Here is a 24,846-nt window from a genome sequence, read left to right as displayed (position 1 = left end):
CATGTAAAGCTAGAGTTATACTAAATACCTATTTTTGTGCTATGCAAGAATTTATTAAACAATTACCGCAACTCGCCAAAGATAATCATACAGAGAATAAAAAGTTCTTTGCTAAGCTCAAAAAAAAACCGCCAAAAGATCTTGATTTGGTAATGGAGGATTTACATGCCAAAGAGTTTACAAAAACAGACTGTTTGCAATGTGCAAATTGCTGTAAAACTACAGGTCCTTTATTTACGGATAAAGACGTTGATCGTATTGCAAAATATTTGAAAATGAAATCAGTAGATTTTGAAAAGCAGTACCTTAGAACTGATGAAGACGGTGATTTCGTACTTCAGTCTGTACCATGTGTTTTTTTGGGAGTTGATAATTATTGTAGTATTTATGACGTGCGTCCCAAAGCTTGCCAAGAATTTCCACATACAGATCGTAAAAAGTTTCACCAAATAGCCTCTTTAACGATGAAAAACATTGAGATTTGTCCAGCAGCGTTTAACATTGTTGAAAAAATGAAAGACAAATTGCAGTTAAGTCATAAAACTAATAAAAGACAATAGAACCTACAAAGCTTAGATAGGATACAAAGCGTATTTTTTTCGTCGTTGCTTATGAAGTTCTATTCCTGACTCCCAACTTTTACGAATTATTTTGAGCGGTACTCCTCTTTCAATTTGTTCTTGTAGTTTTTTAGTACCAGCATGCAATGTAAAGGATTTTGTTTTAAAAAAATTAGAGGGATTGTTCGAATGGGTATAGGCTTTGATCAACCACTGTAAGTTAACTTCATTTGTCGGATATTTAGAAGTTAAATTCTCTCCATAGCAAACCTTATTGTTGTGTTTGGGAGATTTGGATCCAAAATTAGGATGAGGGACATAGGCATAATTGAATTTACCCATTTTTAAGTCTGGGGATCCGTAAATTTGAAACTGCATTTCGGTACCACGGCCAGCATTAATTGTAGTACCTTCAAACAAGCCAAGGCTAGGATATAAATTGATAGCAATATCGTTTGGTAAATTGGGAGAGGGGCGAATGGGTAAACTATACGTGTCACTATGGGTGTAATTTTTTACGGGAACGACAGTTAAATCACATGTTAGATTAGTACCAAGCCAACCTTCAGTATTAATCATATTAGCATATTCGCCTATTGTCATTCCGTGAACCAAAGGAACGGGATGCATGCCCAAAAAACTAGTCTGCTCATTCTCGAGTGTGGGACCATCAACATAACTACCGTTGGGATTGGGACGATCCAAAATAATAACAGGGATATTATTTTCTGCACAGGCTTGCATAACATAGTGCAATGTAGAAATGTACGTGTAGAAACGGACACCTACATCTTGAATGTCAAAAATAACTATCTCTACATCTTTTAATGATGCTTTTGAAGGCTTTTTATTAGCGCCATATAATGATACTACAGGTAGTCCAGTTTTACTGTCTTTGCCATCAGCAACCTTTTCTCCTGCATCAGCTTTACCTCTAAAACCATGTTCTGGAGAAAAAACTTTTACAATATTAACCTTGTGTGATAAGAGTGTATCTGCCAGATGTACGTATAGAGAGGTAGGATCTGTTAGAGTGCCTGCGGTAAGCATATGTTTTTTATAAAAAGAAACGCCAAAAACCACAGATGTTTGATTAGCTACTAGTGCAACTTTTTTACCATTGAGCATCGGAAGGTACGACGGTAATTGATTTGCTCCAACAATAATGGGTGATACTGTATCCAAAATTGAATGCTTATAGAGTTTATCATCGGCTGCTGTATCCAAAGCAACTGATGGAGTAGGTAGATATGGTTTTGAAAAGCTTCCGCAAGAAATAAAAAGGATGAGAGCGAATAAAAACGTATTTTTGAATACAATTTTGATAAAAACCATAAGTAGAGTTGAATTTCGAATATTTTATAGCCAAACGCCTAATCAAAGGTAAGAAACAAAACAATAGTATCGCTGCACCAATACTAAAAATAGCAATTTTTGCAATAGCTATTGGTATGATTATGATGTTAGTGACTGTTGCAACGGGAGTAGGTCTTCAACACAAAATCAGAGAAAAAGTAGCCGCCTTTAATGGACATATTAGTATAACCAGTTATGACAACAATAATAGTGTTGAATCTTGGGTGCCAATAAGTAAAAATCAAGACTTTTATCCCAAATTTGAGACAGTCGATGGCATTTCTCATGTTCAAGTTTATGCTACCAAAGCAGGTATTGTTAGAACAGCTTCCGATTTTGAAGGTGTGGTGGTAAAAGGTATAAGTACCGATTATAATTGGAGCGTTTTTGAAGAGTATTTAACAGCAGGAAAATTACCTGCTATTGAATCTGATAAAGTATCCAATGAAATTTTAATATCAGAATATATAGCCAATCGTTTGCATCTTGGTATTGGGGATAAGGCAATCACCTATTTTATCAAAAGAGATGCAAAGGCAAATGATAAACCAAACATTCGTGCTTTTGATATTGTAGGGATTTACAATTCGGGATTTCAGCAATTTGATGAAAATTACGCGTTTATAGATATATCGCACATTAGAAGAATGAATAAATGGGAAGAAGATGAGGTTGGAGGTTTTGAAGTTTTTATTAATGATTTTGATGCTATTGAGCAAAAAGGCGCAGAAGTTTATGAAACGATTCCTTCGACCCTCGACAGTAAAACTATCGCCCTTAAATACGGGACTATTTTTGAATGGCTCAAATTGTTTGATTTAAATATAATAGGTATCATTAGTATCATAATATTAGTAGCAGGTATTAATATGATTACCGCCTTACTTGTATTGATTTTGGAACGAACCCCTTTAATTGGAATTTTCAAAGCTTTGGGAACCACCAACTGGAGCATTCGTAAAATATTTCTATACAATGCAGGGTATTTAATTGTTCAAGGACTATTTTGGGGTAATTTGATAGGTATTGGGTTGTTATTACTACAACAGCAATATACTTTAGTTAAATTGAATCCAGCAACCTACTACGTAACTACGGCTCCTGTTTATCTTGATATAGGATACATTATACTTCTTAATGTGGGTACTCTAGTTTTATGCCTAGTAATGCTATTAATACCTTCCTATATTATTTCAAGAATATCTCCCGTTAAAGCTATTAAATTTCAGTAACTAGGGATTATAATCTAAAAATTGTTAGTAGGTGAACTACTTCGTATCTTTGCTAGATAATATACGATGATATGATCGTATAAAATTTCAAATTAAAAAGAGTGAAGTACGCAAAGAATATTTTAGAGACAATTGGAGATACACCTATGGTTAAAATGAATGCCTTGGTGAAGGATGTGGACGCTTTGGTTTTGGCAAAATATGAGACATTTAACCCTGGCAACTCGGTTAAAGATCGCATGGCGTTAAAAATGATCGAAGACGCCGAGGCAGATGGAAGGTTAAAACCAGGAGGTACGATTATTGAAGGGACTTCTGGAAATACGGGTATGGGTTTAGCTTTGGTAGCAATCGTTAAAGGATACAAGTTAATATGCGTAATGGCTGATAAGCAATCCAAAGAGAAAATGGATATTTTGCGTGCAGTAGGAGCCAAAGTTATGGTATGCCCTACCAACGTAGAACCAGAGGATCCAAGATCTTATTATTCAGTTTCCAAAAGATTAGCTGAAGAAACGCCAAACTCTTGGTATGTGAATCAATATGATAATCCTTCTAATGCTATAGCGCATTATGAAAGTACAGGACCCGAAATATGGCAGCAGACTGAGGGTAAGATAACGCACTTTATAGTAGGTGTAGGTACAGGTGGTACCATTTCTGGTGTAGGAAAATATCTTAAGGAACAAAATCCAAATGTTAAGGTTTGGGGTATTGATACATACGGTTCGGTCTTTAAAAAGTATCACGAGACTGGAATTTTTGACGAAAATGAAGTTTATTCTTATATAACCGAAGGTATTGGAGAGGATATATTACCTAAAAATGTGGATTTCTCAATAATAGATGGGTTTGTTAAAGTAACCGATAAAGACGCAGCTGTATATACGCAACGCTTAGCTAAGGAAGAAGGTATGTTTTTAGGGAATAGTGCTGGTGCAGCTATCAAAGGTTTACTACAACTTAAAGATAAGTTCACAAAAGATGATGTAGTTGTTGTTCTTTTTCATGATCACGGCAGTCGATATGTAGGTAAAATGTTCAATGACGAATGGATGCGCGAACGTGGTTTTTTGGAAGCAGAAGTTTCTACCGCAAAAGATTTGCTAAATACTCACGAACAAAAAACATTAATTACTGTAAAAACTGAAGAATTAGTTTCTCATGCGATAGAAAGAATGCGTAGGTATAATATATCACAAATGCCTGTTATGGATAGTGAGGGATTTGTTGGATCTGTGGATGAGAGTGCATTATTTTCGGCGTTTATCGAGAATGGTAAAACTATAGATACTCCGATAAAATCGATTATGAATGCCAAATATCCCGAATTAGAGGATACTGTCTCTATAGATAATGTTGCACAACAAATTAAAAATGGTAATACAGCGGTTTTGATCAAGTCGGGAGATAGTTATCAGATCATAACAAAATCAGACATTATACATCATATGAATTAATTTCTTATCTTTAATTCTTAAAAAAATTACCCCATTAATATTCTAATTTAGAATAGGATGGGGTATTTTTTCATTTTACAATGTAACGTGAACGCAACTTTAAAAGGTTATACGTATCCATTAAAAAATTAACCAACAAGTTTATCACAATGCAGCAATACCATTTTGACTTCTCGAATTTAGATATATTACGTGATTATTTTAGGAACATATTGGATCCAAATGGTACTGACTACACTATAAATTTTCCAGAAGAGATTGGTGAAGGGTATTTATCATACTATAAAATATCACCAGAGGTATATCTATTAATAAATAATTATAAAGCAAATGATGATCTAGAATTTATAAGAAACCCTATAGATGAGAGTGATATAATATTACATTTCAGGAAATATGCATTAACCCATTCATTAAAAAATAATATAATAACTAGTCATTATAATAATGCATATACTCCAGGTAATATGCGTTGTATGGATGCTACAAAAGGAGAGCGTGTATTTATTCCAAAGGGAGCCGAAATTCGTTCAACAATGATAGTACTCAAAAGTACTTATACCAAGCCATATTTTATGAAGAGTCATACTACGGCTCAAAACTTGGATACTTACATAAAATACACGCATCAATTTATAGATAAGTTTTACCTTTCTTATCGACAATCTGTTCTTTTTGATCAAATTGTTAGCCCAAATTATGATACGATTGAAAATGAGCTCTATTTTATAGCTAGGGGTATTAATTTATTAGAAACGTTTTGGAAAGATATTGTGAAATTTGATACAGATAATAATCCGTTTGCAATTAATGCAAAACAGGTTGGTAACATATATAAAATTAGTCATTATTTAGAAAATAATTTATTTGAACCCTTTATAGGTGTTGATCAGTTAGCATTGATGGCATTTATGAGTCGCACTAATTTTTTTAATATGTTTAAAGACATTCACAATCAAACCCCTTTAGAATATTTTAATAATAAGCGCTTAGAGTCAGCCTATACGATGGTTTTTTCTGAAGGAATAGCTGTAAAAGAAGTAATGAATACCTTAAACTATTCGAATTCATCAAAATTTAGAAAAGCTTTTTATAATAAATTTAATGTATATCCCGATGGTGCAACGACTGTAAAATAAAATGGTTGCCATACTATGGCAACCATCAATAACCTAACACAAACTCAACTAAGTATAGGTTTTATAAATCCTCAAAGGAATTATATTTACACAAAAGTCGCATATAAGTAGTAAAAATTGCATTCCAATAATACAAAACTTTTTACCATTAGTACATTTTTACCGTAATGTAACAACGTGAAAATACAAGCAAAAAAATATTTGCTTCAATATTTTAACAAAAATATTACTCAATTCTATAAATAATTGTAATTATGTAGGGTCTGATAATTAGGTTTTTAAATGAAAGAGGATTTTCTGCATTATGTTTGGAAATATCGAAAGTTTGGGTTTGATAGCCTATATACTACAGATGGGTCATCTGTCGATATTATATCAGTAGGTAGCCATAATACATCCAGATCAGGGCCAGATTTTTTTAACAGTTGTTTACTTATAGAAGATCAAAAATGGGCGGGTACGGTAGAAATTCATATTAAATCAAGTGACTGGTATGTACATGGTCACGAGAAAGATATTAATTACGATAATGTAATATTACATGTCGTTTGGGAAGATGACGTCGAAGTTTTAAGAAAAAATAATTCTAAAGTACCAACACTTGCGCTTAAGGAGTTTGTAGCTCCTGCGGTACTTAATACTTACAACAAACTAGTCCTTTCTAATAAAAGTTCTAGTTGGCTTTCTTGTGAGAAACAACTAGTAGATGTACCCGCATTTACTGCCGCTAATTGGAAAGAGAAATTATATATAGAGCGGCTGTTATTTAAAAACGACACGATCGTGTCACTGTGTAAAACGACAAAGAATGATTGGGAAGCTGTTTTTTATACCTTAGTAGCCAAAGGTTTTGGATTAAATGCAAATGGAGAAGCATTTATGTCAATGGTGCAATCTATACCATACAAATTGATAAGAAAATATAAGAATAGCATACAACAATTAGAAGCATTACTTTTTGGACAGCAAGGGTTACTCGATCAAGAAATTGAAGATCCTTATTATCAAAGTTTACAAGAGGAATATAAGTTTATAAAACATAAGCACGATCTAAGTAATGTAGGTGTTTTGAGTGCCGAGTTTTTTAGGTTACGCCCTTCAAATTTTCCCACTATACGATTATCACAATATGCAGCTTTCGTGTCCAGCGATGATCATTTTTTTGAAAGCATCCTGAATTTTGATCGGATAGAGCAGTTCTATAACATTTTTAATGTAGCCACTTCTAACTACTGGGAAACCCATTATACTTTTGGCAAAGAATCAAAGTTTAGGAAAAAACGCATAACAAACCCTTTTGTTGATCTTCTGTTAATTAATGTAGTAGTTCCTTTTTTATTTGCTTATAATAGAAGTCAAGGAAGCGAAGATCATTCAAAACTTTTTGCTCTAATACAACAACTTAGGCCAGAACAGAATGCTGTTATAGAAATTTTCAAAAAAGCTGGAATGCAAGTGAATAGTGCGATGGACTCTCAAGCATGTCTTCAATTGAAAACACTTTACTGTGTAAAAAATAAGTGCCTTCAATGCGCCTTTGGAAATTATTTTTTAAACCATCATTCAATTTAAATAGATTATAATTAATTTGCACTATGCTATATAATCTTAGACTTTATTTAGAAAGAAATGGATTTTATGTCTCTAGTCGATTAGCAGATCGTATGGGGATACGTACTAAGAATGTGCGTTTGTTTTTTATCTATGCAACATTTGCAACAGTTGGATTAGGGTTCGTATTCTATCTTACTTTGGCATTTTGGCTTAAATTAAAAGATTTAGTATACACCAAACGAACTTCAGTTTTTGATCTCTGATGTATGATTAAATATTTCAAATCAAGAATATATATAGCAATTACTCTACTAATAGTCGTCGTCGTCGTAGGGGTAGTAGGGTTTCGCTTCTTCTCAAACTATTCTTGGGTGGATGCGCTTTATATGACAGTTATTACGATGTCAACTGTTGGTTTTGGCGAAGTACAACCTCTTGATGCGACAGCCAAACTATTTACGGTGTTTTTAATAGCAACCAGTGTAACCATTTTTGCGTATGCGGTTTCTGTGATCACCGAATATATCGTAAATAAAAGTGATCCTTACAAAATGCAATACAGAAAACTTCAAAAAATGATACAAGCTTTGAACGATCATATTATCATTATAGGGTATGGGCGAAACGGTAAGCAAGCAGCAGATAAACTCTTGGCCTATAGCAAACCGTTTATTATCGTAGAAAATGATAGGCAGGTAATAGAAAAATATCAAAGCGAAGAACTTCTCTTTTTGGAAGGAAATGCTACAGAGGATGAGGTTTTATTAGAAGCGATGATCAAAACTGCCTCTTGTCTAATCTGTACTCTGCCCGAGGATGCCGATAATTTATTTATTGTACTATCGGCTAGACAAATAAATAAAGACTTAAAAATAATAAGTAGAGCATCACAAGATGCCTCTTATAAAAAAATTAGATTGGCAGGTGCAGATAATGTAATTATGCCAGATCGTATTGGGGGAGACCATATGGCTTCACTGGTAGTAGTTCCAGATCTTATCGAGTTTTTGGATAATCTATCAATAATAGGTAAGAAATCAATAAATATCGAAGAGATTTCATTCGAAAAAATGTTTGATGACACAGAGCCTAAAACAATACGCAGTATTGATATGCGCTCTAAAACTGGATGCACCATAATTGGTTACAAATCTCCAGAAGGTGAGTATGTGGTAAATCCTGAAGCCGAAACACTTCTAAAACCTGGATCCAAAGTTGTGGTACTAGGAAGACCAGAACAGATTAATTTGTTAAACAAACAATTTAATATTTAACATTATCTAAACATTTAACTTGTAAAACATTGTAAACAACCCTTTTTTTTAGCATCTTGCTCACTTCATTCATACATAAATCTAAATTATTATAAAACCATGAAGAGAATTCTTCTTTCAATTCTAACATTTATTATTCCTTTTATAAATTTTGCTCAGGAAGAAAAGGTTTTAACTTTTTCAGAACAAATTGATTTAACGTTTTCAAAATATACCAAATGGTTTGTTGATTTAATTTTTTACGAAATTCCGTTTTCCGAAGAATTTAACATCCCTTGGGTATTAATAGTCTTAATAGGGGGCGCAACCTATTTTACAGTATATTTTAAGTTTATAAATTTTAGCGGCTTTTTTACGGCGATACAGGTAGTTCGTGGTAAATATGAAGATATAGAAAAACACGGCGCAAAAGTATTATATGGTGACGATGGTGCTGCCGCGGTAGCTGTAGATGGTGATATCCCTGATACCATCAGAGATGAGAGTGCAGAGGGTGAAGTTTCACATTTTCAAGCATTGACAGCTGCGCTTTCGGCAACAGTGGGTCTCGGTAATATTGCTGGAGTTGCAGTAGCTCTTTCAATAGGAGGTCCAGGAGCTACTTTCTGGATGATACTTGCGGGCCTTTTGGGTATGGCGTCAAAGTTTGCAGAGTGTACGCTGGGAGTTAAATATCGTGATGTAGGTCCAGATGGTACGGTATATGGCGGTCCTATGTATTATTTGAAAAAAGGTTTAGCAGAAAAGAAAATGGCAGGACTAGGTAAAGTGCTAGCAGTTCTTTTTGCGATTTTTGTGATTGGTGGTTCATTTGGAGGCGGTAATATGTTTCAAGCCAATCAAGCAGCAGCTCAATTTATAGAGTTAACGGGACTTACAGGAGGAAACACAGGACTGTATTTTGGTATCGCAATGGCAGTCTTGGTTGCTGTTGTGATTATTGGCGGTATTAAAAGAATTGCTTCGGTAACTGAAAAAATTGTTCCTTTTATGGCGGGTATTTATGTTCTGGCAGCTTTGGTAATTCTGGCGGTAAACTATGTGCACATTGGAGACGCTTTTGGACTTATTTTTGAAGGTGCTTTTTCAGGGTTGGGTATAGCAGGAGGACTTATTGGAGTAATGATTCAGGGTATACGAAGAGGAGCTTTCTCTAATGAAGCAGGAGTTGGATCAGCTGCAATTGCTCACTCGGCAGTACGAACAAAATATCCTGCTAGTGAGGGTATTGTTGCTCTATTAGAGCCCTTTGTAGATACTGTAGTTATTTGTACAATGACAGCTTTAGTAATTATTATTACAAATTTTGATGCTGGATTTTTAGAGTATGGTACTCCAATTACAGAAGGTGTCGAGCTTACAGCAACTGCATTTGACACCGTAATCCCAAATTTCTCTATTATTCTTACCATTGCAGTAATTCTTTTTGCATTTTCAACAATGATTTCTTGGTCGTATTATGGAATGCAAGGATGGGTGTATCTTTTTGGAAAAGGTAAAATTTCAGATCTAGTATATAAATTATTATTTTTAGTATTTGTAATTGTCGGAGCCTCTATTAGTTTGGGGTCAGTGATTGATTTTTCTGATGCAATGATCTTTGCTATGGTTGTGCCTAATATTATTGGAGTTCTTCTTTTAACTCCAAAAGTTCGTCAAGAGTTAATAAAATACAATAAAGCCATTAAATTGAAAAAGGATGCTATCGAAGATGGTGCCGAAGAATTTGAGGTATAATATAGATGTTAATTTTATGAAATTTAAATCCCATTTCGAAATGAATTATCGTTTTCGGAATGGGATTTTTCTTTTTTGTGTTTTACTATTTGTTTATAGCGTTATCACATATTGTAGTAAATCTTCGCATGCTGATTATGGTACGCTCATAATAAATAGAATGCATCAACAGCATATAGACTCTCTCAAGTGTGCTGCAGCTCAAAAACGGTATTCAACGTTTGAGTTAAAACCATTTAATCCAAATTTTATATCCGATTATAAGGCTTACGTTCTCGGGTTAACTCCAGAGCAACTACAAAGTTTAAAAGAATATCGTGCGAACAATTATTGGATACATTCAATTGCAGACTTTAAAAAAGTCACTTCGGTATCAGATACATTACTTAATAAAATAGCTCCATTATTCAAATTCCCATCATTTAATCGGTACAATAAGAAATCGGGTACGGTACTTTCGTCTCAGGAAAAAAAAGATTTGAACACAATCACTCTTATTGACTTGAAAGATATAGTTGGGGTTCCAGAGTTTATAGCAAAACGTATTTTGAATTACCGTGAAGAAATAAGCGGATTTATCGATGATTCTCAACTTGAAGATGTAAAAGGTTTGTATAACAATCAACGCATAAAAATCCTTAATGCATACACGGTTAAAGAATCACCACTTAAACAAAAAATACGTTTAGCAGAAGCTTCTGTAAAGGATTTAATTCGTATACCTTACATAGATTTTGAAACAGCGATTAAAATAAATGATTATCAAAAAAATCAAGGTGAGATCAAAAATTTTAAAGAATTAGAAAAAATAGCTGGTTTTCATTTCGAAATAATTGATAAAATAGCATTATATTTGACTATAAAATAATAATCACAAAAAATTGCTGTTTCTTTTGCTGATTTCATAATGATCTATTGCATATTTCTCAGGTATGTAAAGATGGAAAGAATGTAACAGTTCTCAGTAATAATAATCATTTTAAATAAAGTCTTCAAATGAATAGTATGTATTTTACAGAAGAGCATGAACTGTTTAGACAAAGTCTTAAAGAATTTTTGCAAAAAGAGGTTGTTCCTTATATTGACAAATGGGAAAAAACTGGAACGATAGAACGTTTTATTTGGGAAAAATTCGGAGAAATGGGGTACTTTGGGATAGCGTATCCAGAGGAGTATGGAGGGCTAGATTTAGATTTATTCTATACCGTAATTTTCTTGGAAGAACTTCAGAAAGTTAATTCTGGTGGTTTTGCAGCAGCAATGTGGGCTCATGCATATTTAGCTATGACACACGTAAATAAAGAAGGTAATGAGACTATTAAACAACAATATCTAGTACCTAGTATTGCAGGACAAAAAATAGGTTGTTTAGCTATCACAGAACCTTTTGGAGGGTCGGATGTTGCTGGTATGCGTACAACGGCAGTAAAAGACGGAGATACTTATATTATAAATGGATCTAAAACGTTTATAACTAATGGCGTGTATAGTGATTATTTGGTAGTTGCAGCAAAAACTTCCCCAGAGTTAGGTAGTAAGGGCATGAGTATCTTTATTATGGATAGAGAAACACCAGGAATATCTGCGACAAAGTTAGATAAACTGGGTTGGAAAGCTTCTGATACTGGAGAAATAGCTTTTGACAATGTTCGAGTCCCTAGTACTAGTTTAATGGGAGAAGAAAACAAAGGGTTTGGTTATATAATGCAGCACTTTGCATTAGAACGTTTAATTATGGGGGTTAATGCGCATGCACGTGCAGAGTTTGCTCTGGATTATACTCTTGAGTATATGTCGCAACGTGAAGCTTTTGGTAGAACTATTGATAAATTTCAAGTATTACGTCATAAAGTAGCAGAAATGGCAAGTCAGATTGAAATGAATAAAGAATTTAACTATTCTGTTACAAAACGATTGAATGAAGGTGTTTATGTGGTTAAGGAGGCAAGTATGTCTAAACTCTTAAGTACAAAGATGGCAGATGAGGTTATCTATGAATGCTTACAATTATTGGGTGGTTATGGTTATATGGAAGAATATCCTTTAGCGAGATTGCTACGAGATAGTAGATTAGGACCCATTGGTGGTGGTACCTCAGAAATACTTAAAGAAATTATAGCAAAAATTGTTATAGATAAAAAAGAGTACAAAGCAGCTACATAATTGTAGCTTTGTATAAGCTTATTTTTAATTCTGTATTTTAAGCGGTATAAAAATGGGATTTTAATAATTTTTTACGGGTATAGTTAAGTTTTTAATAAATTTTATTAACACGAAAACGTTTGAGTTAAATCTCAAACGTTTTCGTGTTTTAAGAATATGGTACTTTTAAATAACTAAAACACAAACATTATTTATTATGACAAACTTAAACGTAAAAGTAGCCTTATTTCTTTTGGCGATCGTAGCTCTCAGTTGTGAACGAGAAGAAATAGAGATTAAGGAACCAACGGCTGTTGAAAAAAGAGTGTCACAACCACTTAATAAAGTAGCGCTTAAACCAATAGGTACAGGGGTTATGATGCAAGCATTTTATTGGGACGTTCCCAGCGGAGGTACTTGGTGGAATACAATTAAGAATAAAGTCTCTGCCTGGAGCAATGCGGGGGTTGATGCAATATGGTTACCTCCGGTTAGTAAAGCTCAGAATGGAAAGTTTTCAATGGGTTATGATCCATTTGATTATTATGATTTTGGTCAGTATAACCAAATGGGAAGTACAGAAACTCGTTTTGGGTCGAAAACAGAATTAGAACAGTTGATTAATAGTGCGCACGCAAACCAATTGAGTGTTATTGCTGATATTGTTATCAATCATAACAGCGGTGGGGATTCAGAATTTAATATTTTCAAAAATTCAAATACCTACACCAAGTATACTCCCAAATCAAATCTGTTTAATCGTACTCAATATGATTTTCATCCTAATGACTATCATAATAACGATTCTGGAGTTTTTGGAGGATTTGCAGACCTGTGTCATCACACTAGTTACGTGCAAGATTGGTTGTGGAAAAAATCTAACTCTGTCGCAAAGTATTACAAATACACTATGAAGTTTGATGGATGGCGCTTTGATTATGTAAAAGGTTTTGAACCTTGGGTAGCAAGAGATTGGAAAAATGCAGTTGGAGGCTTTTCGGTAGGTGAGTATTGGGATGGTAATGCCGCAACATTGCAATGGTGGACGGATCAAGCACAAATGTCAGCTTTTGATTTTGCATGTTACTATAAAATGAGAGATGCGTTTCAAGGTAAAAACTTGAATGCGCTTCAAGGAGATATGCTTTGGAAACGTAATGCGTCCAGAGCTGTGACTTTTGTTACCAATCATGATACTGATGAGATACAAAACAATAAACTTCTTGCCTATGCGTATATCTTAACTCATGAAGGGTATCCAGCACTTTTTTATCAGGACTATGAAGAATGGCTCGATAAAAGTGCATTAAACAATTTGATATGGATTCATAATAATCTCGCAGCAGGTAACACCTCAAATTTGTATACTGATACAGATGAATATATTGCCAGGCGTAACGGGAATACCTCAAAAAGCGGTTTAATTGTCTATCTTAATATCTCGAGTTCTTATAAAGAACGCTGGATACAGACGAATTGGAGCAATACGAGAATTAAAGATTATACAGGGCGTTCCAGTTGGGAGCCTGTTACTCAAGGAGATAAATGGGTTAAAATTCAAGTTCCTCCTAATAGTTATACGGTATGGTCAATCAAATAAATAAAATATATAAAAAAGGTTTGTAGATTATACATTTGTAGTATATTTGCACCTTAATTTCTAAAGAAAGGAGGTGATACTATGTTAATTATACCTATTAAAGACGGAGAGAATATAGATAGAGCGTTAAAGCGTTTCAAGCGTAAATTTGACCGAACTGGCACGATGCGTCAGCTACGTAAACGACAAGCGTTTTCAAAACCTTCAGTTGAGCGACGAGCTCAAGTTCAAAAAGCGCAGTACATTCAGCACTTAAGAGATCAAGAAGAAATCTAGTAGCAAATCGTAAGCGTAGTCTATTAGTGTTTTTAAACACGACTTCGTTTTACTATACAAATTAAACCATTAGAGTTATAAAAGTTTGTTTACTTTTATGCGCTAATGGTTTTTTTATGTTTATAACTAAATTTATAGAATACCTAACGTTGGAGCGCAAGTATTCTGTTCATACAATCGCAGCGTATAGAAACGATTTAATTTCGTTTCGAGATTTTGGAATGTCAACATTTGAGGATTTTGATTTAAAAACGGTGGATTATGGGCAAATTCGTAATTGGATTGTTGTTCTTGTAGAGGAGGGTAAGAGTAATCGTACTGTAAATAGAAAAATATCTTCTCTTAAAACATTCTATAAATTTTTGCAAAAGATAGAAGAGATAGATAAAAGTCCCTTGGTGAAACATCGAGTTTTAAAGACTGACAAAAAAATCCAAATTCCGTTTTCTAATGATGAGGTGATGCGTGTTCTCACTTCGTTAAGTGACAAAGAGGATTTTACTAGTTGTAGGGATCGATTAATAATAGAGCTGTTTTATGCAACAGGTATGCGTCGTATAGAGCTCGTTAATCTAAAAATTTCAGATATCGATATAGGGAGTCAAAAAGTTAAGGTATTGGGTAAACGTAATAAAGAAAGAATAGTACCCTTATTGCCGATCGTTTGCAATAGAATTGATGAGTATATGCCATTAAGAAATCAGATCTCTGGCTCCCATCAAGTGGCTAATTTATTCATTACTACAAAAGGAGTTAAAATATATGAAACACTTGTCTACCGAATTATAAATACGTATTTTAGTAAGGCTTCTTCAAAAGTAAAAACGAGTCCACATATACTTAGGCATTCTTTTGCGACTCAATTGCTTAATGAAGGCGCGAATTTGAATGCGGTAAAAGAACTGCTGGGGCATTCCAGTCTAGCTGCGACACAAGTGTACACACATCAAAATGTAGCGCAATTGACAAAAGCTTATAAAAATGCGCACCCCAGAAACAAAAAAAAATAAATTACTATCCTTTTTTTATCTTTTACTTTTTTGTTTAACTTATTAAATAATTAGTACGTATGAAAGTGAACTTGCAATCTGTAAACTTCAATGTCGAAGAGAAATTAAAACAATTTACACAGGCAAAATTAGATAAGTTAGAACATCATTATAATCGTATTATTTACGCTGATGTTTTTTTTAAAGTTATAAATACAAGTGGAAAGGAGAATAAAGTTACAGAAATTTTATTGACAGTGCCAGGTGATGAGTTTATGATAAAAAAAATCAACAAATCTTTTGAAGAAGGTGTAGATGAATGTGTTAGTTCCTTAGAAAGGCAGTTGCAAAAAAGAAAGGAAAAATTAAAAGCGCATATTTAGTTATTTTTTTATCAAAAATGTTTTGAGAAAAGAATAATTTATATACATTTGCAGTCCGTTAGAAATAGCGGGCTTTTTTATGTCTAAAAGCAGTTAAAAGCCGATGTAGCTCAGCTGGCTAGAGCAGCTGATTTGTAATCAGCAGGTCGTGGGTTCGAGTCCCTCCATCGGCTCTTTTAAAAGTTGAAATTTTGTAAATTTTTTAAACTTTTTTAAAATGTTTTGAATTGTCAAAAAAATGTTTACTTTTGCCATCTCAAAATTAGAAAGTTCATTAAAATAATGTTTTGGGGAGATACTCAAGCGGCCAACGAGGGCAGACTGTAAATCTGCTGACTACGTCTTCGCAGGTTCGAATCCTGCTCTCCCCACAAAAACCTACTATGTATTTTAATGTAATAGGTTAGATAAAAATACATTTCTCAAGTTTTTGTTTGAGGATAATGCGGGAGTAGCTCAGTTGGTAGAGCGTCAGCCTTCCAAGCTGAATGTCGCCGGTTCGAACCCGGTCTCCCGCTCTAAATTAAAAGAGCATGTCTTAATAGATTTAAGATGGGTTTTTAAAGTATAAAAGTGCTAATGAATCAGATTTCTTTCTATAATAATTTGAAAGCGTTCTGGTTTATTCTTGTACACTTTAAAAAGCCGGTGTAGCTCAGGGGTAGAGCGTTTCCTTGGTAAGGAAGAGGTCACGAGTTCAAATCTCGTCATTGGCTCTTAGTTCAGAACATAAATTGAACACTAATATATAACTAAGATTAAAATAAATTAATTATGGCAAAGGAAACTTTTGATCGTTCCAAACCGCACTTAAATATTGGTACTATTGGACACGTTGATCACGGTAAAACTACTTTAACTGCTGCAATTACTAAAGTATTAGCAGATGCAGGTCTTTCTGAAGCGAGAAGTTTCGATACTATCGATAACGCACCAGAAGAGAAGGAAAGAGGTATTACTATTAATACATCTCACGTAGAGTATCAAACGGCTAATCGTCACTATGCGCATGTTGACTGTCCAGGTCACGCCGATTATGTAAAGAACATGGTTACAGGTGCTGCTCAGATGGATGGTGCGATCTTAGTGGTTGCTGCTACAGATGGTCCAATGCCACAAACACGTGAGCATATCTTATTAGGGCGTCAGGTAGGTATTCCAAGAATCGTAGTATTCCTTAATAAAGTGGATATGGTTGATGATGAGGAATTACTAGAATTGGTAGAAATGGAAGTTAGAGACTTACTTTCTTTTTACGAGTATGATGGTGATAATGGTCCTGTGATTTCAGGTTCAGCTCTTGGAGCACTTAATGGTGAGCAGAAATGGGTTGATACTGTTATGGAATTAATGAAGTCTGTTGATGAGTGGATTGAGTTGCCAGAGCGTGATGTTGATAAGCCATTCTTAATGCCTATCGAAGATGTATTTTCTATTACAGGTCGTGGAACTGTTGCAACAGGTCGTATTGAGACTGGTATTGCGAACACTGGAGATCCTGTTGAGATCATTGGTATGGGGGCTGAAAAGTTAACTTCAACTATTACAGGTATCGAGATGTTCCGTCAGATTCTTGATAGAGGTGAAGCTGGAGATAACGCTGGTATCCTATTAAGAGGTATTGAGAAAACTCAAATTTCTCGTGGTATGGTTATCGTTAAGCCTGGTACTGTGACACCACACAAAAAATTCAAAGCTGAGGTATATATCCTTAAGAAAGAAGAAGGTGGACGTCATACTCCATTCCATAATAACTACCGTCCTCAGTTCTATGTACGTACTACTGATGTTACTGGAAACATTGCGCTTCCTGATGGAGTTGAGATGGTAATGCCTGGAGATAACTTAACAATCACTGTTGAGTTGATTCAAACAATTGCAATGAATGTAGGTCTTCGTTTTGCTATCCGTGAAGGTGGTAGAACAGTAGGAGCAGGTCAGGTGACAGAGATCTTAGACTAATACAATATAGTTTATAATAAGTAGAGGTATCTGCTCAGGCAGATACCTTGACTTATGTTTACGGGTTTAGCTCAGTTGGTAGAGCACTGGTCTCCAAAACCAGGTGTCGGGAGTTCGAGTCTCTCAACCCGTGCATTATAATAAATTGCTTTACATGGCAATTAACAAATATCAATCTTATAATGGTATTAGGTCTGATGATTTTGTTCTGATTCTTAATATCCATTTAAATAGTGTATAAAGATGGCTGGACTAGCAAACTATATTACAGAATCATACAATGAATTAAAAAATCATGTAACCTGGACTCCTTGGGCAGAAGCACAGCGTCTTACGCTAATAGTTATCGTATTTTCGGTTATTTTTTCTTTAGCAATTTGGGGAGTTGATACTGTTTTTAGTAATATGGTGGAGTATTATTTTGCCTTGGTTAAATCATAATGATGGAAAAAATGGCAGAAGTTAATAATACAAAAAAATGGTACGTTGTTAGGGCTGTTAGCGGTCAAGAAAACAAGGTGAAAGACTATATAGAGCGAGAAATTGCTCATATGGGTTTAGAAGATTTCATATCACAAATTCTTGTACCTACAGAAAAAGTTATACAAATACGTAATGGTAAGAAAATAAATAAAGAAAGAGTTTATTTTCCAGGATATGTTATGATTGAAGCGAATTTGTCTGGAGAGATACCGCACATCATTAAGTCTATTAATGGTGTTATTGGTTTTTTAGGTGAAGTTAAAGGAGGGGATCCTGTGCCGTTAAGAAAGTCTGAAATTAATAGAATGCTAGGTAAGGTTGACGAATTGTCGGTTAAAACTGATAATGTTGCTATACCTTACACTATTGGTGAAACTGTTAAGGTTATTGATGGTCCTTTTAATGGTTTTAATGGTACCGTTGAAAAGGTAAATGAAGAGAAGCGTAAACTAGAGGTGATGGTTAAAATTTTCGGAAGAAAAACTCCACTCGAACTAAGTTATATGCAAGTAGAAAAAGTTTAGTAATTGTTACATTATATTCAGAATTGTTCTTTTGCTTCCAAATTATAGAACAATTCTAATTTAAAATTAGAAAAATGGCTAAAGAAGTAAGTAAGGTTGTAAAATTACAAGTTCGTGGGGGAGCGGCAAACCCGTCTCCACCAGTTGGACCTGCTTTAGGTGCTGCCGGAGTTAATATCATGGAATTCTGTAAGCAATTCAATGGTAGAACACAGGATAAAGCTGGTAAAGTGTTACCAGTTGTAATTACTGTTTTTAAGGATAAGTCTTTTGACTTTATAATTAAAACTCCACCAGCAGCAGTTCAAATATTGGAAGCAGCAAAAACAAAAAAAGGTTCAGGAGAGCCAAATAGAAAGAAAGTAGCTAGTGTATCTTGGGATCAAGTACGTACTATAGCAGAGGATAAAATGCAAGATTTAAATGCATTTACAATAGAGTCTGCTATGAAAATGGTTGCTGGTACCGCTCGTTCGATGGGTGTAACTGTAAAGGGGCAAGCTCCTTTTTAATCCTTAAAACGTTTATAAAATGGCAAAAGTGACTAAAAAGCAAAAAGAAGCTCGTTCAAAAGTTGAAAATAACAAGTCTTACGGTTTATTAGAGGCTTCAGAGTTAATAAAAGAAGTTTCTACGGTAAATTTTGATGCATCGGTTGATTTGGCTGTGCGTTTAAATGTTGATCCACGTAAAGCGAATCAAATGGTTCGTGGTGTAGTAACGTTACCTCACGGTACAGGTAAAGATGTTAAAGTTTTAGCCTTGGTTACCCCAGATAAAGAAGCAGAAGCAAAAGAGGCTGGAGCTGATTTTGTAGGTCTTGACGAATATCTTGATAAAATTAAGGGAGGTTGGACCGATGTTGATGTGATTATTACAATGCCTAGTGTAATGGGTAAATTAGGTCCTTTAGGACGTGTATTAGGGCCTCGTGGTCTTATGCCAAACCCAAAAACTGGAACAGTAACTATGGATGTTGCCAAGGCAGTGTCTGATGTTAAAGCTGGTAAAATTGATTTTAAAGTTGATAAAACTGGTATCGTACATGCTTCAGTTGGGAAATCATCATTCGATGCTAAAAAACTTGAAGATAACGCAAAAGAATTATTAACAACATTGGTAAAATTAAAGCCACAAGGAGCTAAAGGAGTTTATATAAAGTCAATTTATATGTCTTCTACTATGAGTCCTGGCGTACAGATAGATTCTAAGAATTTTGCTGGGTAATTAAGATAAACGATTATGACTAGAGAAGAAAAATCACAAGTAATTGAAGACTTAACTGCTCAGTTAGCTGAAAACACTAATATTTATTTAGCTGATATTTCGGGTCTGAATGCAGGTGCGACTTCAAATTTACGTAGAGCTTGTTATAAAGCTAATGTTTCACTTAGTGTAGTGAAAAATACACTCCTTGCAAAAGCAATGGAGAAATCTGATAAAGAGTTTGGTGAATTGCCAAATGTATTAAAAGGAAATACTTCAATCATGTTTTCTGAAACAGGAAACGCTCCTGCAAAGGTTATAAAAGAATTTCGTAAGAAATCTGAAAAACCTTTACTTAAGGGTGCGTTTGTAGAAGAGGCTATCTTTGTTGGTGATGAATACCTTGATGCCTTGGTGAACATCAAATCTAAAGAAGAGGTTATTGGAGATATTATTGGCTTGTTACAGTCACCTGCTAAGAATGTAGTTTCTGCATTAAAGTCAAGTGGTGGTAAAATTGCTGGTATCCTTAAAACATTATCCGAAAAAGAAGGATAATTCTAAATGTGTACGCACTTTTTAACAAATTATATTTCAATTAAAATTATTATTTAAAACGATAGAAAATGGCAGATTTAAAAGAATTCGCAGAACAGTTAGTAAACTTGACAGTAAAAGAAGTTAATGAATTAGCTGATATATTAAAAGATGAGTATGGTATCGAACCTGCTGCTGCTGCTGTAGCTGTAGCTGCTGGAGGTGGTGCTGCAGGTGAAGCTGAAGAAGAAAAGTCAGAATTTGACGTTATTCTTAAAGCTGCAGGTGCTTCAAAATTAGCAGTTGTAAAACTTGTTAAAGAACTTACAGGTCTTGGTCTTAAGGATGCAAAAGAATTAGTTGACGGTGCACCAAAAGCAGTTAAAGAAGGAATTGCAAAAGACGAAGCAGAAGCTCTAAAAACTCAATTAGAAGAGGCTGGAGCAGAGGTTGAGCTTAAGTAAGCTTAACTATTAGTGATATATAGGTTTAGACCTGGAGAGTACTCTCTAAGGTCTAAACCATTTTGCGTATATAAGTATTAAGTGCTAAAATACGAACCCGTTTTAAACAAATTTAATTAAAATTCCGTCCATTGATGTTAGCAACGCAAACTGAAAGATTGAATTTCTCTTCTGTAAAGAATAGACCTGATTATCCAGACTTTTTGGATATTCAGATCAAATCCTTTCAGGATTTCTTTCAATTAGAAACAAAGTCTGAAGAAAGAGGAAACGAAGGTCTATACAATACCTTCATGGAAAATTTTCCAATTACGGATACCCGTAATCAATTTGTATTAGAGTTTTTAGATTATTTCGTTGATCCTCCAAGATATGATCTTCAGGAGTGTATTGAAAGAGGTCTGACCTATAGCGTACCTTTAAAGGCACGGCTTAAATTATTTTGTACCGATCCTGAACATGAAGATTTTGAAACAATCGTGCAGGATGTATACTTAGGTACAATCCCTTATATGACTCCAAGTGGAACGTTTTGTATCAATGGAGCAGAACGTGTTGTAGTGTCTCAATTACACCGATCTCCTGGTGTGTTTTTTGGACAATCATTCCACGCAAATGGAACAAAGTTATACTCTGCCAGAGTTATTCCTTTTAAGGGATCTTGGATAGAGTTTGCTACCGATATTAATAGCGTAATGTATGCTTATATCGATAGAAAGAAAAAATTACCAGTTACTACGCTTTTCCGAGCGATTGGATTCGAGCGTGATAAAGATATTTTAGAGATTTTTGATCTTGCCGAAGAGGTAAAGGTTTCAAAATCTGGACTTAAAAAAGTGTTAGGTCGTAAGTTGGCAGCACGTGTTTTAAATACGTGGCATGAAGATTTTGTAGATGAAGATACTGGCGAAGTAGTTTCGATTGAACGTAATGAAATTGTATTGGATAGAGATACAATTTTAGATAAAGATCATTTAGAAGAGATTGTAGAATCTGGAGCCAAAACGATTTTACTTCATAAAGAAGATAATCAAAAAGGTGATTATGCTATTATCCATAATACGCTTCAAAAAGATCCAACAAACTCTGAGAAAGAAGCTGTAGAACATATTTATCGTCAATTACGTAATGCAGAACCGCCAGATGAAGAAACTGCACGTGGTATCATTGACAAATTATTTTTCTCTGATCAACGTTATAACCTTGGAGAGGTTGGACGTTACAGAATGAATAAAAAATTAGGTCTTGATATAGCTATGGATAAGCAAGTGCTTACCAAAGAGGATATCATTACTATCATAAAATATTTGATTGAATTAATAAATTCAAAAGCAGAGATAGATGATATTGATCACTTATCTAACCGTCGTGTTAGAACTGTAGGTGAGCAACTATCACAACAATTTGGTGTTGGTTTAGCACGTATGGCTCGAACCATTCGTGAGCGTATGAATGTTAGAGATAATGAGGTATTTACACCTATTGATTTGATCAATGCTAAAACGTTATCTTCTGTAATTAATTCTTTCTTCGGAACGAATCAATTATCTCAATTCATGGATCAAACCAATCCTTTGGCTGAGATTACGCATAAGCGTAGACTTTCGGCTTTGGGACCAGGTGGTTTATCTCGTGAACGTGCAGGTTTTGAGGTTCGTGATGTTCACTATACACATTACGGTCGTTTATGTCCTATTGAAACTCCAGAGGGTCCTAATATTGGATTGATTTCATCTTTAGCGGTTTTTGCAAAGGTGAACTCTATGGGATTCTTAGAAACTCCTTATCGTAAAGTTGAAGATGGTAAAGTTGATTTAAGTGAGTTTAGGTATTTAAGTGCAGAAGAGGAAGAAGAAAAACTTATAGCGCAGGCCAACATACCTTTAAAAGAGGATGGAACTATCGAAACAGATAAGGTAATTGCTAGAATGGAAGGGGATTTCCCAGTGATTGATCCAACCAACGTAAACTATGCCGATGTAGCACCTAATCAAATAGCGTCAATTTCAGCATCGTTGATTCCTTTCTTAGAGCATGATGATGCAAACCGTGCTTTGATGGGATCAAACATGATGCGTCAAGCCGTACCTTTATTGAGAGTTGATGCTCCAATCGTGGGGACAGGTCTTGAGCGTCAAGTGGCTTCAGATTCGAGAGTATTAATCAATGCAGAAGGTGATGGAGTTGTAGAGTATGTAGATGCTCAAAAAATTACTATAAAATATGATAGAACCGAAGAAGAGCGTATGGTAAGCTTTGATTCTGATTCTAAAACATATTTCCTAATAAAATTCCGTAAAACCAATCAAGGAACAAGCATCAACTTAAAACCTATTGTTAAAGTAGGAGATCGTGTAAATCGTGGTCAGGTACTTTGTCAAGGATATGCTACCGAGAATGGTGAATTAGCGTTGGGTAGAAACATGAAAGTAGCCTTTATGCCTTGGAAAGGGTATAATTTTGAGGATGCTATTGTGATTTCAGAGAAAGTAGTTCGTGATGATATTTTTACATCGATACATATTGATGAGTATTCATTAGAAGTTCGTGATACCAAACTCGGTAATGAAGAGTTAACGAATGATATACCAAATGTTTCTGAAGAGGCTACCAAAGATCTTGATGAGCATGGGATGATTCGTATTGGTGCCGAGGTTAAACCAGGTGACATCCTTATTGGTAAAATTACACCAAAAGGCGAGAGTGATCCAACACCCGAAGAAAAATTACTTCGTGCGATTTTTGGAGATAAAGCTGGTGATGTTAAAGATGCATCTTTAAAAGCTTCTCCTTCATTACACGGGGTTGTGATCGACAAAAAATTATTTGCTCGTGCAGTAAAAGATAAGCGCAAACGCTCACAAGATAAAGAAGATATTTCTGCTCTTGAACGTGCTTATGATGCTAAATTTGCTTTATTAAAATCAGAATTAGTAGACAAATTATTCCTTATAGTTGGTGGTAAAACATCACAAGGAGTTATTAATGACTTAGGAGAAGAAGTACTACCAAAAGGTAAAAAGTATACTCAAAAAATGCTTAATAGTGTTGATGATTATGCACACCTTACAAAAGGTACATGGACAACCGATGATAGTTTGAACGGTTTAGTAGCCGATTTAATTCATAACTATAAAATTAAACAAAACGATCTTCAAGGAAACTTAAGAAGAGAGAAGTTTACGATTTCTGTCGGAGATGAGTTACCAAGTGGAATTATTAAGCTTGCCAAAGTTTACATTGCTAAAAAACGTAAACTTAAAGTTGGTGATAAAATGGCGGGACGTCACGGTAACAAAGGTATTGTTGCACGTATCGTACGTGAAGAGGATATGCCATTTTTGGAAGATGGAACACCGGTAGATATTGTATTAAATCCTTTAGGAGTACCGTCGCGTATGAACATTGGACAGATTTATGAAACTGTACTTGGATGGGCAGGTCAAAAACTGAACAAAAAGTTCGCAACACCGATTTTTGATGGTGCTTCAATAGATCAGATTAACGAATTTACAGATGAAGCTGGAATTCCAAGATTTGGACATACGTATCTGTATGATGGTGGTAGTGGTGAGCGTTTTGATCAACCTGCAACGGTGGGTGTGATTTACATGCTTAAGCTAGGACACATGGTAGATGATAAAATGCACGCACGTTCTATCGGCCCTTATTCATTGATTACACAGCAACCATTAGGTGGTAAGGCTCAATTTGGTGGTCAGCGTTTTGGAGAGATGGAAGTTTGGGCGCTAGAGGCTTATGGAGCATCAGCGACCTTACGTGAAATATTGACGGTAAAATCTGATGATGTAATTGGTAGAGCCAAAACTTACGAAAGTATAGTGAAAGGTGAACCAATGCCAGAACCAGGATTGCCAGAATCCTTTAACGTGTTAATGCACGAATTAAAAGGTCTGGGTCTTGATATCAGATTAGAAGAATAATACTGTGCCCTGTAGATGTCATGT

General features: G+C 34.8%; 23 protein-coding genes and 5 tRNA genes. 27 read left to right on the top strand and 1 reads right to left on the bottom strand.

Annotated elements, in window-relative coordinates:
* Positions 1-41 precede the first annotated feature (41 nt).
* The gene (locus ACE939_RS09835) at positions 42-560 is read left to right on the top strand and encodes a YkgJ family cysteine cluster protein (RefSeq protein ID WP_378185334.1); all 519 of its coding nucleotides are present in this window, start codon (positions 42-44) and stop codon (positions 558-560) included.
* A 12-nt stretch (positions 561-572) separates the two neighbouring features.
* Here the strand turns inward: ACE939_RS09835 and ACE939_RS09830 are convergent, their stop codons facing one another.
* Positions 573-1,895: an exo-beta-N-acetylmuramidase NamZ domain-containing protein gene (locus ACE939_RS09830; protein WP_378185332.1), complete on the bottom strand. Its 1,323-nt coding sequence runs from the start codon at positions 1,893-1,895 to the stop codon at positions 573-575.
* A gap of 8 nt (positions 1,896-1,903) precedes the next feature.
* Between ACE939_RS09830 and ACE939_RS09825 the strand changes: the two genes are divergently transcribed.
* From ACE939_RS09825 to rpoB, 26 genes are all read left to right on the top strand, one after another.
* The gene (locus ACE939_RS09825; protein WP_378185330.1) at positions 1,904-3,148 is read left to right on the top strand and encodes an ABC transporter permease; all 1,245 of its coding nucleotides are present in this window, start codon (positions 1,904-1,906) and stop codon (positions 3,146-3,148) included.
* Positions 3,149-3,249: 101 nt separating this feature from the next.
* Positions 3,250-4,608 carry a pyridoxal-phosphate dependent enzyme gene (locus tag ACE939_RS09820; RefSeq protein ID WP_378185328.1) on the top strand — a complete coding sequence of 453 codons (1,359 nt, stop codon included), beginning with the start codon at positions 3,250-3,252 and terminating at the stop codon, positions 4,606-4,608.
* 149 nt (positions 4,609-4,757) lie between these two features.
* Positions 4,758-5,747: a helix-turn-helix domain-containing protein gene (locus ACE939_RS09815; RefSeq protein WP_378185326.1), complete on the top strand. Its 990-nt coding sequence runs from the start codon at positions 4,758-4,760 to the stop codon at positions 5,745-5,747.
* Between the two features lie 282 nt (positions 5,748-6,029).
* A complete protein-coding gene (locus ACE939_RS09810) occupies positions 6,030-7,319 on the top strand; it encodes a DUF2851 family protein (protein ID WP_378185324.1) in 1,290 nt (429 codons plus the stop codon).
* A gap of 23 nt (positions 7,320-7,342) precedes the next feature.
* On the top strand, positions 7,343-7,564 hold the full coding sequence (locus tag ACE939_RS09805; protein ID WP_378185322.1) for a PspC domain-containing protein: 222 nt from the start codon (positions 7,343-7,345) through the stop codon (positions 7,562-7,564).
* A 3-nt stretch (positions 7,565-7,567) separates the two neighbouring features.
* The gene (locus tag ACE939_RS09800) at positions 7,568-8,575 is read left to right on the top strand and encodes a potassium channel family protein (protein WP_378185320.1); all 1,008 of its coding nucleotides are present in this window, start codon (positions 7,568-7,570) and stop codon (positions 8,573-8,575) included.
* Between the two features lie 99 nt (positions 8,576-8,674).
* Positions 8,675-10,312: an alanine/glycine:cation symporter family protein gene (locus tag ACE939_RS09795; RefSeq protein WP_378185318.1), complete on the top strand. Its 1,638-nt coding sequence runs from the start codon at positions 8,675-8,677 to the stop codon at positions 10,310-10,312.
* A 160-nt stretch (positions 10,313-10,472) separates the two neighbouring features.
* Positions 10,473-11,180, top strand: coding sequence for a helix-hairpin-helix domain-containing protein (locus ACE939_RS09790; RefSeq protein ID WP_378185316.1), 708 nt, complete (start codon positions 10,473-10,475; stop codon positions 11,178-11,180).
* A 128-nt stretch (positions 11,181-11,308) separates the two neighbouring features.
* Complete coding sequence (locus tag ACE939_RS09785; RefSeq protein ID WP_378185314.1) at positions 11,309-12,475, top strand: acyl-CoA dehydrogenase family protein; 1,167 nt, start codon at positions 11,309-11,311, stop codon at positions 12,473-12,475.
* Positions 12,476-12,671: 196 nt separating this feature from the next.
* Positions 12,672-14,054 carry an alpha-amylase gene (locus ACE939_RS09780; protein ID WP_378185312.1) on the top strand — a complete coding sequence of 461 codons (1,383 nt, stop codon included), beginning with the start codon at positions 12,672-12,674 and terminating at the stop codon, positions 14,052-14,054.
* An 81-nt stretch (positions 14,055-14,135) separates the two neighbouring features.
* On the top strand, positions 14,136-14,330 hold the full coding sequence (gene rpsU / locus ACE939_RS09775) for a 30S ribosomal protein S21 (RefSeq protein WP_148783471.1): 195 nt from the start codon (positions 14,136-14,138) through the stop codon (positions 14,328-14,330).
* Between the two features lie 116 nt (positions 14,331-14,446).
* Positions 14,447-15,340 (top strand): tyrosine-type recombinase/integrase, encoded by an 894-nt coding sequence (locus ACE939_RS09770; protein ID WP_378185310.1) that lies wholly within the window; start codon positions 14,447-14,449, stop codon positions 15,338-15,340.
* A gap of 59 nt (positions 15,341-15,399) precedes the next feature.
* Positions 15,400-15,702 (top strand): ribosome hibernation-promoting factor, HPF/YfiA family, encoded by a 303-nt coding sequence (gene hpf / locus ACE939_RS09765; RefSeq protein ID WP_378185307.1) that lies wholly within the window; start codon positions 15,400-15,402, stop codon positions 15,700-15,702.
* Between the two features lie 99 nt (positions 15,703-15,801).
* Positions 15,802-15,875: transfer RNA gene (locus tag ACE939_RS09760), tRNA-Thr, on the top strand.
* A 116-nt stretch (positions 15,876-15,991) separates the two neighbouring features.
* Positions 15,992-16,073: transfer RNA gene (locus ACE939_RS09755), tRNA-Tyr, on the top strand.
* Positions 16,074-16,147: 74 nt separating this feature from the next.
* A tRNA-Gly gene (locus ACE939_RS09750) sits at positions 16,148-16,220 on the top strand.
* A 126-nt stretch (positions 16,221-16,346) separates the two neighbouring features.
* A tRNA-Thr gene (locus ACE939_RS09745) sits at positions 16,347-16,418 on the top strand.
* Between the two features lie 58 nt (positions 16,419-16,476).
* Positions 16,477-17,664 carry an elongation factor Tu gene (tuf, locus tag ACE939_RS09740; protein ID WP_378185305.1) on the top strand — a complete coding sequence of 396 codons (1,188 nt, stop codon included), beginning with the start codon at positions 16,477-16,479 and terminating at the stop codon, positions 17,662-17,664.
* A gap of 60 nt (positions 17,665-17,724) precedes the next feature.
* Positions 17,725-17,797, top strand: a tRNA-Trp gene (locus ACE939_RS09735).
* Between the two features lie 110 nt (positions 17,798-17,907).
* Positions 17,908-18,105, top strand: coding sequence for a preprotein translocase subunit SecE (gene secE / locus ACE939_RS09730; RefSeq protein ID WP_378185303.1), 198 nt, complete (start codon positions 17,908-17,910; stop codon positions 18,103-18,105).
* An 11-nt stretch (positions 18,106-18,116) separates the two neighbouring features.
* Entirely contained in the window at positions 18,117-18,671 is a 555-nt protein-coding gene (gene nusG / locus ACE939_RS09725) for a transcription termination/antitermination protein NusG (protein WP_378188436.1), read from the top strand.
* Positions 18,672-18,745: 74 nt separating this feature from the next.
* Positions 18,746-19,183, top strand: a complete 438-nt coding sequence (rplK, locus tag ACE939_RS09720) for a 50S ribosomal protein L11 (RefSeq protein WP_148783465.1) — start codon at positions 18,746-18,748, stop codon at positions 19,181-19,183.
* 19 nt (positions 19,184-19,202) lie between these two features.
* Positions 19,203-19,898, top strand: coding sequence for a 50S ribosomal protein L1 (gene rplA, locus ACE939_RS09715; RefSeq protein WP_378185300.1), 696 nt, complete (start codon positions 19,203-19,205; stop codon positions 19,896-19,898).
* Between the two features lie 15 nt (positions 19,899-19,913).
* Entirely contained in the window at positions 19,914-20,435 is a 522-nt protein-coding gene (gene rplJ, locus ACE939_RS09710; RefSeq protein ID WP_148783463.1) for a 50S ribosomal protein L10, read from the top strand.
* 68 nt (positions 20,436-20,503) lie between these two features.
* Positions 20,504-20,878, top strand: a complete 375-nt coding sequence (gene rplL / locus ACE939_RS09705) for a 50S ribosomal protein L7/L12 (protein WP_378185297.1) — start codon at positions 20,504-20,506, stop codon at positions 20,876-20,878.
* A gap of 134 nt (positions 20,879-21,012) precedes the next feature.
* The gene (rpoB, locus tag ACE939_RS09700; protein ID WP_378185295.1) at positions 21,013-24,822 is read left to right on the top strand and encodes a DNA-directed RNA polymerase subunit beta; all 3,810 of its coding nucleotides are present in this window, start codon (positions 21,013-21,015) and stop codon (positions 24,820-24,822) included.
* The last annotated feature ends 24 nt before the right edge of the window (positions 24,823-24,846 follow it).

The organism is Aquimarina rhodophyticola, assembly GCF_042434915.1.
In the GTDB taxonomy this organism is placed as follows: Bacteria; Bacteroidota; Bacteroidia; order Flavobacteriales; family Flavobacteriaceae; genus Aquimarina.
The sequence above is the reverse complement of the archived record's forward strand: the minus strand, read 5'-3'. Positions and strand labels throughout refer to the sequence as shown.